The organism is Armatimonas sp. (assembly GCF_043760365.1).
Taxonomy (GTDB): Bacteria; Armatimonadota; Armatimonadia; order Armatimonadales; family Armatimonadaceae; genus Armatimonas.
In genome coordinates, this window is the sequence record NZ_JAYUPA010000663.1 from 1 (window position 1) to 11,541 (window position 11,541).

Genomic DNA, 11,541 nt, shown 5'->3' on the forward strand with positions numbered 1-11,541 from the left:
GATTGCTTTAGGAATTTGGCTACTGGCAACCCTAGGCTACATCGCCTTCACGCACTACTTGATCCCGGATTTCCCGGTGATGTTGCTGCTTGGCTACGGATTGCTCCTCACACCGCTAAACTCCTATGTCGCGGCTCGAATGTTTGGTTTGACGAGCCAAGACGCTCAGTTTCCGTTCGTGAAGGAGCTGACGGTGATGGAGTCGGGCTATAAGAAAATTGACTGCTGGTTCGCTCCGATGCCCATCCACGACTACGGCTCGCTGGCACAGCGCTTCCGTGAGGTGGAGCTTACCAAGACAAAGTTCACGTCCATTCTTAAGGCCGAGCTACTCATGTTCCCGCTGATCATGCTGGGCGGCTTTATGTACTGGTCATTCATCTGGGGCACTAGCCAGATTCCCTCCAGCCAGTACCCGTTTGCACAGCGCATGTGGCCACTTATCGCCTCGCAACAGGCGATCTGGAACCAGATCAACAAATCCGGTGGTGCCGCGTGGGTTCTGGAGTCTATCAAGCCTCTCTATATCGCCGGGGGGGGCGTGATCACTCTGGCGCTCTACGGGGTGATGTATGTGGCAAAAATACCGGTGCTTGCGTTCTATGGCGCGGCAGGCGGTGCCAACGCGCTTCCCGCCGATACCATTCCGACATTTGTGGGAGCTTGTCTGGGTAAGTATTATTTTGCCAAGCGCTACGGGGTCACAAAGTGGCGCAACTACGCGCCTGTTCTTCTGGCGGGTTTTGCCTGCGGAACGGGCCTGATTTCCATGGCAGCAATTGCCCTTGCCCTGATCGCGAAGGCAGTCCAACCACTTCCCTTCTAGTTTTCAACCAAGCCATGACTGCTGCACCAATCCAAGAAACGCGCCGACAGACCAAGCTCCTGGGCTGGCAAGGGTTTACCTTGCGTGTCCCGTACGACTGGGATCTGACGGGTTTTTCGGGTAGCTATGAGGAAGGCTACTTGCGGGTAGATGATGGCGAGGAGCAAGGGCTAGAACTGAAGTGGGCCACCGAGCCCAAGAAAGCCAAAAAACCACTGGATATCGAAGTGCGCGCGGAGTCGTATCTGGCGTCGCTGGGCCGTGCTGCGAAAAAGAAGCGCCTCGCGTTTGACAGTGAGCTGATCCCCGTGCCCCGTGGTATTCAGCGCCCCGGACGGGAGGGATTTGGGTTTAAATGGACAGGAGACAAGAAAGCCTTCGGAGCGCTCTGGCACTGCAAAGAGACACGTCGTGTGGTCATCGCGCAGGTTGTGGGAGATCGGAGTGGGCGCAAAGGCCTAGCGGGCGTGTCCGAGGGAATCCTCGCCTCCATTGAGAACAAAGATGCCGAACCAGGCTGGCGATTCTGGTCGCTCTATGACCTGCAGGTGGAGCTTCCAAGCCGCTTTAAGCTCGCGAGCCAGCAGCTCATGAACGTGTACCTACGCCTCTCGCTCGCCGATGGGATGGAGCGTGTTTCCGTGGAGCAGTGGGCTGTGGCAAATGTGGCCCGCAAAGATGCCTACCTAGATGCTTGGCTTGAACAAAACGCACGGGGCGAGCTCAATCAAGTACACTATCAAGCCGAGGAGGCGTCTGTTTGTGGGCACGAGGCAGTGGCAATGCAAGGGGGCCTGGCGTTTGGGGCACCGTGGGTGCAGGCATTTCGCGAGATCCTGAGCCTGCGGATTCCCGCGACACGGTTTTCTGCTCGTGCCTGGCACTGTGAGCCTTCCAATAAGATCTATCTCATGCAGAGCCTGCGCCCGTTTCGTGCCGCCGATAGCATCGAGGAGCTGGTCAGCCGAATGGAGTGCCACGTATGAGAGAGTGCCACCTATGATCGGGCAGCTTCGGGCAATGGTGGAAGGCCGTCGGTACCGGCCTAGCCGCACGCAAGTGCTGACATCGCGGCCCATTCGCCACCCAAAAATAGTCTGGTCACGCGAGCCCGCGCGTGAGGATGGCCTCCCAGATCTGATTCTCGTGCGGATTCCCCGGCGGCAGGATCGCTGGGGAAACTTTGTGGCAAAATGGTTCAAGCTGCCAGACCATAAAAAAATCGAGCTGGATCAGATTGGCTCAGAGGTGTGGGAGCTCTGCGACGGTGCCCATAACGTCGAGAGCATCTCCCGCCAGATCAGCCAGAGTTATAAGCTTAATAAACGACAGGCAGAGACCTCTGTAACTGCCTACCTGAAGATGCTGGCGGACCGACGACTGATCGGCCTGCAGACCGGAACAAAAAAGAAATGAGCAACGTAACAGAGCCTACCGGCACCACGAACAAGAAGCGGGGCGTCCAGCTTCCCTTCAAAAAAGCCTTTGAGTTCGCGCTCAATACGATTAAGATACGCTTCTGGCGCTCGATGATCACTGCGGGCGGGGTGTTCCTCGGGATCGCGTTTTTAGCATCCGTTCTGACCAGTAAGGCGGTGGCAGGTGCCAATGTCTCGGTGACGGAAGCCGCCCGCAGCAACTGGCTGGTCGCCCTCTCCCTGCTGGTTTGTGCCGTGGGCATCACCAACGCCATGCTGATGAGTGTCACGGAGCGCTTTCGTGAGATTGGGACAATGAAGTGCCTAGGAGCACTGGAGCAGTTCATCGTGAAGATCTTCCTCATTGAGGCGGCACTCATGGGAGCAATTGCTTCGTCGCTGGGCTACCTGACAGGGACTTTACTCATGGTTGCGACCAAGTACTTCTCCTTCAATCCTAAGACAGCTTTTCATGGCGAGACCTGGATCGGCTCTTTCACGAGTGGAGCATTTGGGGTGAACTTGGTACTGTGCGTCGGGCTTGGCATTGTACTGACGATGGTAGCGACACTGTTCCCGGCGATTACAGCATCGCGCATCCCCCCCGCCGCCGCCCTGAGATCAGATGTTTAGAGGAAAATTATGAGCAACGAAAAAAGTAACGGAACTGGCAAGGTGGAGTATGTTGTCCGCGCCAAGGACCTGACCAAAGAGTTTGTGATGGGCAATGAGGTGACTCGGGCACTCAAAGGCATCTCGATAGATATCAAGCGCGGCGAGTACATCTCGATCATTGGGCCGTCAGGCTCGGGTAAGTCAACGTTCTTCAACATGATCGGTGGCCTGGACAAGCCCAATAGCGGGACGGTCTTTATCAACGATGTGGACATGGCCCAGCTCGATGCCAACGAGCTCGCGTTTCTACGCTGCCACACGATCGGCTATATTTTCCAGACCTTTAACCTGATCCCCGTGATGACGGCACTGGAGAATGTCATGCTGCCCACGGTCTTTGCGGGCATGCCGAGTGATGAGGGCACGGCGCGGGCGATGGAGCTTCTCGACACAGTCGGGCTGGGCCACCGCTACCACCACAAACCCGGTCAGCTCTCCGGCGGTCAGCAACAGCGCGTCGCCATTGCACGAGCACTAGCCAATAATCCTGCCATTGTGCTGGCCGACGAGCCCACGGGTAACCTTGACCAAAACACGGGATCAGAGATTATCGCTCTGCTGCGCCAGCTCAATCAGGAGCACAATGTCACGATTATCACAGCGACCCACGACCCGAAGATGATCCGCGTCTCGGATCGCGCCGTGATTATTCGCGACGGTCTGGTGGACCAGATCCAGAACCGTGCGGAAATCGAAGCCGAGTTTACAAACGACGGACACTAATTATATGATGCTCTACTCCCCTCCCCCTGCCCTCGTCGCTCTCGTCCAGTCCTCGGCCAAGCCGGTGGATCTGCACAATGCCCGGCTTATCGGAGACAAAGTGATCACCCAGGAAAACCTGCGTGACTACCTGACGTTTATCGCGTCCGATGCACTCCAAGGCCGCGACACGCCCTCCCAGGGGCTCGATGTTGCGGCGCAGTTTATCGCTTTTCACCTCAAGCGCTTCGGTGTTAAGCCTGGCGGAGATGACGGCACGTACTTCCAGAAGATCCCTATGGTTAAGACGGGTTTCGATGACGCTAAGTCGAGCCTGTCTCTTGCGGAAGCCCCTGTGCGCTTTGGCGAAGGCTTCGCTATTGATCGCGGTCAGGGCAGCGCAACAGGCGAGCTCGTGGTGATCGCCTCCGAGCTGGGCACGACCAATGTTACTGGGAAAGTGGTACTTCTGGGCGCTGAGGCAAGTGACGCCGTGTCGTCTCAGGCACTGGCTGCGGGCGCCGTTGCCGTCCTGCGCTCCTCGACCAACCAGACCTGGTGGCGACGGCAGACCGTACAGACAAATCGAAGAGCCTTCTGGCGTATGGAGCGCACTCCCACCCCCGAGCCGCCCGCCGCACCGCCGGTCGTAACGCTTAGCCCCGAGGCAAGCGCCCTCTTTCTGGCCAGTGCAGGTAAGAGTGTCGCAGTGAGTGTGGTCGCAAAAATCGAGCGAATCTACACCCAGAATGTCGTCGGCATTGTCGAGGGAGTTGATCTAAAGCTAAAGAGTGAGTACGTTGCGCTGGGAGCACACTACGACCATGTGGGTACCGGAGGACGAGGCGCGGACATCATTTTCAATGGTGCCGATGACGATGGCTCGGGAACCGTGGCGATTCTCTCGATAGCCGAAGCCGCCGCCAAAGCGCGCCCGAAACGCTCGCTACTCTTTGTCTGGCACACAGGCGAGGAAAAAGGCATGCAGGGCTCCGGTTATTTTGTGGATAAACCCACTGTCCCCTTGGCCCAGATCACCGCACAACTCAACATTGATATGATTGGGCGTAGCAAACCCGCGGGCGATACCAAGCCCTCAAACCGCGATCTCTCTGGTCCTACTGCCATCTATGTGATTGGCACAACGATGATGAGCACGGAGCTGGGGAAGCTGATTCTAAGCACCAATACCAACTACCTGAAGCTGAACTACGACCCGAAATACGATGCGCCCGATGACCCGAACCGTTTCTTCTACCGCAGCGACCACTACAGCTATGCGAAAAAAGGAATCCCTGTCTGTTTCTGGTTCGATGGTGTCCACGAGGACTACCACCAGGTGGGCGATGAAGTCAGCAAGATTGATTTTGCGAAGATGGAAAAAATCACCCGAACAGTCTTTCTCACAGCGATCAATATTGCCAATCTTGCGGAGCGTCCCAAGGTTGACAAACCGCTGAACCGGTAAGCCGTCCGGATTGCCCCCTGCTGGACGGGGGGTTAGGGGGCAGGATGTATAAGTTAGTCTGGGCCGAGGAGTTCGATAAACCCGGCCCACCCAATCCGAAGAACTGGAAGTTTGAAACGGGCTTCGTCCGTAATGAGGAGCACCAGTTCTATCAAGCGGAAAATGCTCGCTGTGAGAAGAGCAAACTGATTCTTGAAGCGCGACGTGAGAAAGTCAAAAACCCGGCGTTCAAGCCCGGTAGCAGTAACTGGCGCGAAAACCGTGAGTTTGCTGAGATAACGTCGGCCAGTATGAGTACATTGGGATTGCAGAGCTGGCAGTACGGGCGCTTCGAGCTATGCGCCAAGATTGACACACAGCTCGGGCTGTGGCCTGCATTCTGGACACTAGGCACAGAGGGCGAGTGGCCCAGCAATGGCGAGATAGATATCATGGAGTTCTATCGCGGCCAGCTGCTTGCCAATGTAGCGTGGGGAACCAAGCAGCGCTGGAACGCAAAGTGGGATAGCACGAAGACGCCGCTGGAGTCGCTGGGCAAAGACTGGACGAAGAAGTTTCATGTCTGGCGGATGGACTGGGACGAAACGGCTATCGAGCTTTCTGTGGATGGAAAACTCCTGAATCGCACGGAGCTAGCAACTGCCAACAATCCCGATGGCAAGTGCCCGTTCAAGCAGCCGCATTATCTTTTGGTGAACCTCGCCGTCGGTGGGCAGAACGGTGGGGATTTCTCGCAGACGAAGTTCCCGACGCGCTACGAAATAGATTACATTCGTGTGTATCAAAAATCATGAAAAGCATTCCTCTACGCACTACCGTGATTGGCAGCTATCCGTTTCCGGGATGGCTGGAGTTTGCCGCCGCCAACTTGGATAAATTTGGCCCTGATGACCTCGCTGAGCTTCAGGAAGACGCGGTTATCGCCGCGCTCCACGATCAAGACGCCGCCGGACTCGATGTGATCACGGACGGCGAGCAGACCCGCCTTGATTTCAACTTGAGCTTCTATGGCTACATAAACGGCATTGAGCTTGAGACTGCGCCACCGCGCCGGTTTGGGCCGCCCGCCCACGATCAACGCGGTAAGCATCCCATTGTCGCGGAGCTGAGTGCTCCCAAAGGACTTGGGGCCGTGGAGGAGTTCAAGCGGCTGCAAAAGCTTGCTCCAAAATCCAGTGCGACGTTAAAAGCCAGCGTACCAGGGCCGTACACGCTCTCGGGGCGCTTGCTTTCTGGCGCAGTCTACGCCGACCGCTGGGCGATTACAGAGGCACTTTTGCCGCTTGTCCAGCGCGAACTGATCGCTTTAGTGGAGGCAGGGTGCACGGAGATCACGGTAGATGAGCCTTCGATGAGCTGCTACGCCCACAAAGAAGACCCAGAGCGCTTTGTCGAGATTTTCAATCGCACCGTTGCGCCCATTGTTGGCAAGTGCCATCTCTCGACGCACCTCTGCTTTGGTAACTACAAAGCCCGCGCTGTCGGGCCGCGCCAGTACGCTCCGATGTTTCCTGCGTTCTTAGGTTTTTCCGCCGATGAGATCCATGTGGAGATGGCGAGCCGGGAGTTTGCGGAGCTGGAGATTCTCACACAGATCGCCGATGCCGGGAAGATCGCCGCCGTTGGGATTATTGACGTGAAGAGCTACTACATCGAGACGCCCGAAGACATTGCGGAGCGCGTGCGCCGCTGTCTGACGTTCGCTCCGGCGAAGCAGCTCGCCTTTGCGCCGGACTGTGGCCTCTCACAGACCGCACGCTGGGCGGCGAAGAAAAAGCTCGCGAATATGGTTGCTGGTGTGGAAATCGTCCGTAACGCGATACGATAGGGTCTATGGAAACGCTTGCCCCTCCCCGTCGCTTACCGCTTACGCGCGCTCAGGTACGGCTTCTCGTTGACGGTGGCCTTGTCGTTCCAGGTACCTCGGAGTATATTCACGGAGACCTACTGGAGAAGATGCCCCAAAACCCACGCCATGTCCACGCCACAAAACGGGTACGACGCGCTTTGGAGGCCGCTTTTGGCTGGGAGTATATTGGTTCTCAAGCCCCAATTCGAGTCAGTGAGGACAGTGACCCTGAGCCTGATTGCTTTGTGCTCAGTCGGCCAACCGAGAGCTTTATCGAGACGCCGCCTGCAACAGATTGCCTTCTCGTCGTTGAGGTCTCGGATGCCACACTCGAGTGGGATAAAACAGAGAAGCTGAGGCTCTATGCCCAGGCAGGAATCGCAGAGTACTGGATCGTGGATGTCGCTAACAGACGCCTGCGGGTCCATCAGCACCCCCAAGCAGAGGAGTATCTACATGTACGCACCTGGACCGAACTTGAGTCCGTCGCGCCACTTGCACGCCCAGACACCCAGATTCCCATCAGGGAGCTACTCCCATGAGTGAGCCTCTACCCAATACCATTCGCCTTCAGAAGGCCATTGCGGATGCGGGCGTGGCATCGCGCCGCCGTGCTGAGGAGCTGATCAAAGGGGGCCGCGTCAAAGTGGACGATATCGTCGTCACGGAGATGGGCATCTTAGTCAATCCCGCGACACAAAAAATCGTGGTGGATGGGAAGCGGCTCAAGGATACCGAGAAGCGAACCTATGTGGCGCTGCACAAACCGCCAGGCTACGTTTCTACGGTAAGTGATCCGCACGCCGAGAAGAAAGTCGTTGATCTTATTAGTATTGCAGGCGTTAAGCTCAAGCCTGCCGGGCGTCTGGACGCGGACTCCGAGGGGCTAATCTTGCTCTCCGACGATGGCGATTTTATCTTTAAGGTCACGCACCCGAGCAATAGCCTTGGTAAGAAATATCATGTCACGGTCGAGGGATCTCCGGACTCGGACGCTCTGAATCGCCTCGCACGCGGGCTTACGCTGCCAGGAGAGACGCGTAAGACTGCAAAAGCCGAGGTCACCAAGCTCGGGCGCTCTAGCAAGGGCATCACGCAGCTAGAGATGGTGCTGCATGAGGGCCGGAAGCGCCAGATTCGCCGTATGCTCGATACGATTGGGCACCCGGTGGTGCGGCTGGTGCGGGTGCAAGTGGGTCCTGTGCTGCTGGGCACGCTCGTTCCCGGGCAGTGGCGTGAGCTGACGCGCTGGGAAGTCGAGGCGATCATGGCGTATAATGTCCCCGAAGTCAAAGGGGAAGGTTCAACACAAAATGAAACTAGTCATCGCCGTGGTCCACGACCGGGATCGGGGAAAGATCAGCGAAAGTCTGCTGAGAAGCGGGTTCAAGTTTACAAAGATCGGCTCAACGGGGGGCTTCCTTCGGGAGGGGAACATAACGTTGTTGATTGGGGCCGACGACAAGGACGTGGAAAAAGTCCTCGCCCTAATCAACGAGGCCAGTAAGAGCCGTAAACAATACGTCAATGTCCTACCACCCGATGCCGGGCCCGTGGGCACATTTATCCCCTCTCCCGTCGAAGTTGAGGTGGGTGGGGCCATCGCCTGGGTAGTAGATGTCGAGCGGTTCGAAAGATTTTAAGAGAGTTCCATGCCGCAAGTTGATCTGCCGCTGGAGCGGCTTTATCAGTACCAGGGCCGCAACCCGCGTCCCACCGACTTTGACGCCTTTTGGGACAGCGCTCTCGCCGAGCTAGATGCCCACGATCCTCAAGTGGAGCTAATCCCGCACGGCCTCAAAACCCATAACGCCGAGTGTTTCGATCTCTGGTTCACCGGAATTGGTGGCGCACGGATCTACGCAAAGTACCTGCGCCCCAAAAACACCTCTGCCCCCCACCCCGCCGTTGTGGAGTTCCACGGCTACTCAGGCCACTCGGGTGACTGGACGGGTAAGCTGGCCTATGTCAACCAGGGCTACTCCGTGGCGGCGCTGGACTGCCGGGGCCAAGGGGGTAAGTCCGAGGATATGGGCGGTGTGAAAGGCAACACACTTCGGGGGCATATTATCCGAGGGCTGGCCGACAGCCCCGAGAAGCTCTATTATCGCAATGTGTACTTAGACACGGCGCTTCTGGCTCGCATCGTGATGGGCTTCGACGAAGTGGACGCCACGCGTGTCGGGGCGCTCGGCGGCTCGCAGGGCGGCGGGCTGACGCTGGCATGCGCCTCGCTTACGCCCACTCTCAAGAAAGCCGCACCGACCTTTCCGTTTCTGTGTGACTTCAAGCGCGTCTGGGAGATGGATCTTGCCAAAGGCGCGTATGAGGAGATCGCGCAGTTCTTCCGCCACTTCGACCCTCGCCACGAGCAAGAGGATCTCTGGTGGGAGCGCCTCGGCTACATTGATAATCAGCACTTGGCGCCGCGCATTAAGGCTGAAGTACTCATGCCCGTCGGGCTGATGGACACGATCTGCCCGCCCAGCACCCAGTTTGCGGCCTACAACAAGATCACCAGTAAGAAGAACTTAGTTATCTACCCGGACTTCGGCCACGAGGGCCTGCCCGGCTGCTCGGACATCGTCTTTGACTTCATGAGTGACCTTTAGCCCGAAATTGCCGTATAATACACGCAGAAGTGAGAAACCCCGCCCGGTGGGTATCAGTCACCGGGCGGGGCTTAAAGGGTTACTTCATCAGTTTCAGAGCCAGGTAATACTTGGCAATGGCACTGAAGATCACCCCAAGGATGAACATAGGTATCATATGTCCCTCCTTTCTAGCCGGGGCTATCGCTGGTAACGATGCCCCGGCTCTCACATTTTACCAGCAACATGGCAAACACCCGCTCCTATTTTTCTTTTAATTGCCCATAAGGTATACTGCAAGTGCTGGCAAGGTTGCCCTGGTTAGCTAGCAATACTACATGTCAGGGGAGCACTTAGGAGGTTTAGTATGGCACGTGACCCTATCCCTGCCGACGATGATAACTTACTGGTTGAGCTAGATCGTTTCCTCGACGCGCTCTCTACGGAAGAGGCGCAAAAAGCAAGTGGAGTCTCGGCGGCAGACCGCGCGAAGCTCAAGCAGCAGCGCGACACTCTGTCGAGCAAGAATGTGACCAAGCGCGAGCGAGAAGCCGCCTGGCGGGCTAGTGTTCAGGAGTCCAAAGAGGCACGCACCGAGGTTGTCGCGCTTTTTCGCAAGCAGCGCCGCGCCGCGAGCAATGCCCTGGGGATGACCAACGACCTGCGCGCACGCGCGGGCTTACCTCTCAGTTAGGAAAATAACACAATGATTTCAGTGGGTTTTCGGATTCCGGGAGCGCTGGGGCGCATTCCCTTTGGCGAAATGGCGGCGTGGGCCGCCGAGAGTGGTTTCGGCTCGATTGATTTGGGCTCGCCCAACCCCGAAAACGTCGCGGCGCTTAAGGCCAACGGCCTGGGGCTGGGGACATGCGATCTGGGCGGGACGCGCGAGCTGCTGTCCCCCGACGAAGCGATTCAGAAAAAAGGCGTCGAGGCGTGTCGCAGTGCGCTGGAGGCGATGGCGGCGCAGGGCTTCACCAAGGCGTTCTGCACGTTCAATCCCCCCGACAGCACCCAGAGCCGCCGTGTGAGCCTGGAGAACTGGAGCAAGAGTTTCCCTGAGGTCGCTAAAGTGGCGGCGCGAGTGGGGGTGCGGATGGCGGTCGAGGGCTGGCCGGGGCCGAACAATAATGCCCTGGGCGTGACGCCAGAGACACTACGGGCAATGTTCGCGCTCGTTCCGGGCGAGGAGTTCGGGATCAACTACGACCCGAGCCACTTAGTGCGCGTCGGGGTGGACTACCAGCGCTTCTTGCGTGAGTTCGGTGGACGCACCATCCACGCCCATGGCAAGGACACGCAGCTCGATGCCGAGGGTGCCTATCTCTACGGAAACCTTGGCCCGAGCGTGGATCGCCCCGTGCACTGTGGCGGCGGCGACTGGCGCTACTGCATTCCCGGCGAGGGCTTCGTCAACTGGGCCTGGGTCTGCGGCGAGCTCCAGCGCCACGGCTTCGACGACACCATTGCCATTGAGCTAGAGGACTTCCGCTACAACGGCACCGTGGATGGCGACAAGCTCGGCTTGATCCGCGCCAAGGCCAACCTCACGCCGTATCTGTAACCTCTCCTCCTCAACCCAGAGGCGGGTAGGCGGCGATTTTCTCGGTGTCCCAGTGTGCGGGGGGCGTTTGCAGGTTGGTGATCCGGTCGGCGAGCTTCACCCACGCCACCAGCGGCGGCTGTGCGAGAATCAGGCGGAGGCTGTCGGCCATGCGCTGGTCTTTAGGAAGTCCGTCGTTTTTCGTGAGGGCCTGGACACCCGCGAGCACGGCGGGGCCAAAAACACTCTCCAAGACGTCGGGGGCAAGTGCTGTGTCTTCCAACGTGTCGTGCAGGAGCGCGCAGAGAACGGCGAGCGTGTTGTCCTCAGTTCCCCCCGCGACCGCCATCACCTCCGCGGCGACTTGCGTGACCACGGCCATTCAGTTTTACCTCCCCCTGCCGCTGAGACGGCTTTCCCCCTCCAGCTTTCGGTCGTTCCTCCCTGCGAAGGGGATAGTTCCAGCCCA

13 protein-coding genes and 2 pseudogenes are annotated in these 11,541 nt (G+C 57.9%); 14 read left to right on the forward strand and 1 reads right to left on the reverse strand.

The annotated features are described in order from the left end of the window. The 14 genes and pseudogenes from ACH2EH_RS15345 to ACH2EH_RS15410 form a co-directional block, all read left to right on the forward strand. A pseudogene (locus ACH2EH_RS15345) lies at positions 1 to 826 on the forward strand (hypothetical protein); the annotation flags it as partial. 14 nt (positions 827 to 840) lie between these two features. Further along, positions 841 to 1,812, forward strand: a complete 972-nt coding sequence (locus ACH2EH_RS15350) for a hypothetical protein (RefSeq protein WP_395142913.1) — start codon at positions 841 to 843, stop codon at positions 1,810 to 1,812. A gap of 13 nt (positions 1,813 to 1,825) precedes the next feature. Further along, positions 1,826 to 2,242, forward strand: a complete 417-nt coding sequence (locus tag ACH2EH_RS15355; protein WP_309696162.1) for a PqqD family protein — start codon at positions 1,826 to 1,828, stop codon at positions 2,240 to 2,242. Beyond that, positions 2,239 to 2,877, forward strand: coding sequence for an ABC transporter permease (locus tag ACH2EH_RS15360; protein ID WP_395142914.1), 639 nt, complete (start codon positions 2,239 to 2,241; stop codon positions 2,875 to 2,877). Before ACH2EH_RS15355 ends, ACH2EH_RS15360 begins: the two co-directional genes overlap by 4 nt. 9 nt (positions 2,878 to 2,886) lie before the next feature. Next, positions 2,887 to 3,642 carry an ABC transporter ATP-binding protein gene (locus ACH2EH_RS15365; RefSeq protein ID WP_395142915.1) on the forward strand — a complete coding sequence of 252 codons (756 nt, stop codon included), beginning with the start codon at positions 2,887 to 2,889 and terminating at the stop codon, positions 3,640 to 3,642. Positions 3,643 to 3,646: 4 nt separating this feature from the next. Continuing rightward, positions 3,647 to 5,089 (forward strand): M28 family peptidase, encoded by a 1,443-nt coding sequence (locus ACH2EH_RS15370; RefSeq protein WP_395142916.1) that lies wholly within the window; start codon positions 3,647 to 3,649, stop codon positions 5,087 to 5,089. Between the two features lie 44 nt (positions 5,090 to 5,133). After that, positions 5,134 to 5,883, forward strand: coding sequence for a family 16 glycosylhydrolase (locus ACH2EH_RS15375; protein WP_395142917.1), 750 nt, complete (start codon positions 5,134 to 5,136; stop codon positions 5,881 to 5,883). Next, complete coding sequence (locus ACH2EH_RS15380; protein WP_395142918.1) at positions 5,880 to 6,917, forward strand: methionine synthase; 1,038 nt, start codon at positions 5,880 to 5,882, stop codon at positions 6,915 to 6,917. The genes ACH2EH_RS15375 and ACH2EH_RS15380 overlap by 4 nt, the downstream gene beginning before the upstream one ends. Positions 6,918 to 6,922: 5 nt before the next feature. Next, positions 6,923 to 7,480: a Uma2 family endonuclease gene (locus ACH2EH_RS15385; RefSeq protein ID WP_395142919.1), complete on the forward strand. Its 558-nt coding sequence runs from the start codon at positions 6,923 to 6,925 to the stop codon at positions 7,478 to 7,480. Continuing rightward, positions 7,477 to 8,175, forward strand: a pseudogene (locus ACH2EH_RS15390) (pseudouridine synthase); the annotation flags it as partial. The gene ACH2EH_RS15385 and the pseudogene ACH2EH_RS15390, both read left to right, overlap by 4 nt. Before the next feature lie 76 nt (positions 8,176 to 8,251). Further along, positions 8,252 to 8,581 (forward strand): cyclic-di-AMP receptor, encoded by a 330-nt coding sequence (locus ACH2EH_RS15395; protein ID WP_394796818.1) that lies wholly within the window; start codon positions 8,252 to 8,254, stop codon positions 8,579 to 8,581. A 9-nt stretch (positions 8,582 to 8,590) separates the two neighbouring features. After that, positions 8,591 to 9,550 (forward strand): acetylxylan esterase, encoded by a 960-nt coding sequence (locus ACH2EH_RS15400; RefSeq protein WP_395142920.1) that lies wholly within the window; start codon positions 8,591 to 8,593, stop codon positions 9,548 to 9,550. A 346-nt stretch (positions 9,551 to 9,896) separates the two neighbouring features. After that, positions 9,897 to 10,223, forward strand: a complete 327-nt coding sequence (locus tag ACH2EH_RS15405; RefSeq protein WP_395142921.1) for a hypothetical protein — start codon at positions 9,897 to 9,899, stop codon at positions 10,221 to 10,223. A gap of 12 nt (positions 10,224 to 10,235) precedes the next feature. Then, positions 10,236 to 11,093 carry a sugar phosphate isomerase/epimerase family protein gene (locus ACH2EH_RS15410; protein WP_395142922.1) on the forward strand — a complete coding sequence of 286 codons (858 nt, stop codon included), beginning with the start codon at positions 10,236 to 10,238 and terminating at the stop codon, positions 11,091 to 11,093. Positions 11,094 to 11,103: 10 nt separating this feature from the next. Here ACH2EH_RS15410 and ACH2EH_RS15415 read toward each other — a convergent pair whose 3' ends face one another. After that, on the reverse strand, positions 11,104 to 11,454 hold the full coding sequence (locus ACH2EH_RS15415) for an HD domain-containing protein (RefSeq protein ID WP_395142924.1): 351 nt from the start codon (positions 11,452 to 11,454) through the stop codon (positions 11,104 to 11,106). Positions 11,455 to 11,541: the final 87 nt, after the last annotated feature.

What these genes read in the sequence shown, in the direction of transcription:
- ACH2EH_RS15375 (WP_395142917.1), top strand. Translation starts at nt 5,134, where the DNA reads ATGTATAAGTTAGTCTGGGCCGAGGAGTTCGATAAACCCGGCCCACCC.
- ACH2EH_RS15410 (WP_395142922.1), top strand. Translation starts at nt 10,236, where the DNA reads ATGATTTCAGTGGGTTTTCGGATTCCGGGAGCGCTGGGGCGCATTCCC.
- ACH2EH_RS15350 (WP_395142913.1), top strand. Translation starts at nt 841, where the DNA reads ATGACTGCTGCACCAATCCAAGAAACGCGCCGACAGACCAAGCTCCTG.
- ACH2EH_RS15360 (WP_395142914.1), top strand. Translation starts at nt 2,239, where the DNA reads ATGAGCAACGTAACAGAGCCTACCGGCACCACGAACAAGAAGCGGGGC.
- ACH2EH_RS15385 (WP_395142919.1), top strand. Translation starts at nt 6,923, where the DNA reads ATGGAAACGCTTGCCCCTCCCCGTCGCTTACCGCTTACGCGCGCTCAG.
- ACH2EH_RS15415 (WP_395142924.1), bottom strand. Translation starts at nt 11,454, where the DNA reads ATGGCCGTGGTCACGCAAGTCGCCGCGGAGGTGATGGCGGTCGCGGGG.
- ACH2EH_RS15380 (WP_395142918.1), top strand. Translation starts at nt 5,880, where the DNA reads ATGAAAAGCATTCCTCTACGCACTACCGTGATTGGCAGCTATCCGTTT.
- ACH2EH_RS15365 (WP_395142915.1), top strand. Translation starts at nt 2,887, where the DNA reads ATGAGCAACGAAAAAAGTAACGGAACTGGCAAGGTGGAGTATGTTGTC.
- ACH2EH_RS15405 (WP_395142921.1), top strand. Translation starts at nt 9,897, where the DNA reads ATGGCACGTGACCCTATCCCTGCCGACGATGATAACTTACTGGTTGAG.
- ACH2EH_RS15395 (WP_394796818.1), top strand. Translation starts at nt 8,252, where the DNA reads ATGAAACTAGTCATCGCCGTGGTCCACGACCGGGATCGGGGAAAGATC.
- ACH2EH_RS15355 (WP_309696162.1), top strand. Translation starts at nt 1,826, where the DNA reads ATGATCGGGCAGCTTCGGGCAATGGTGGAAGGCCGTCGGTACCGGCCT.
- ACH2EH_RS15370 (WP_395142916.1), top strand. Translation starts at nt 3,647, where the DNA reads ATGATGCTCTACTCCCCTCCCCCTGCCCTCGTCGCTCTCGTCCAGTCC.
- ACH2EH_RS15400 (WP_395142920.1), top strand. Translation starts at nt 8,591, where the DNA reads ATGCCGCAAGTTGATCTGCCGCTGGAGCGGCTTTATCAGTACCAGGGC.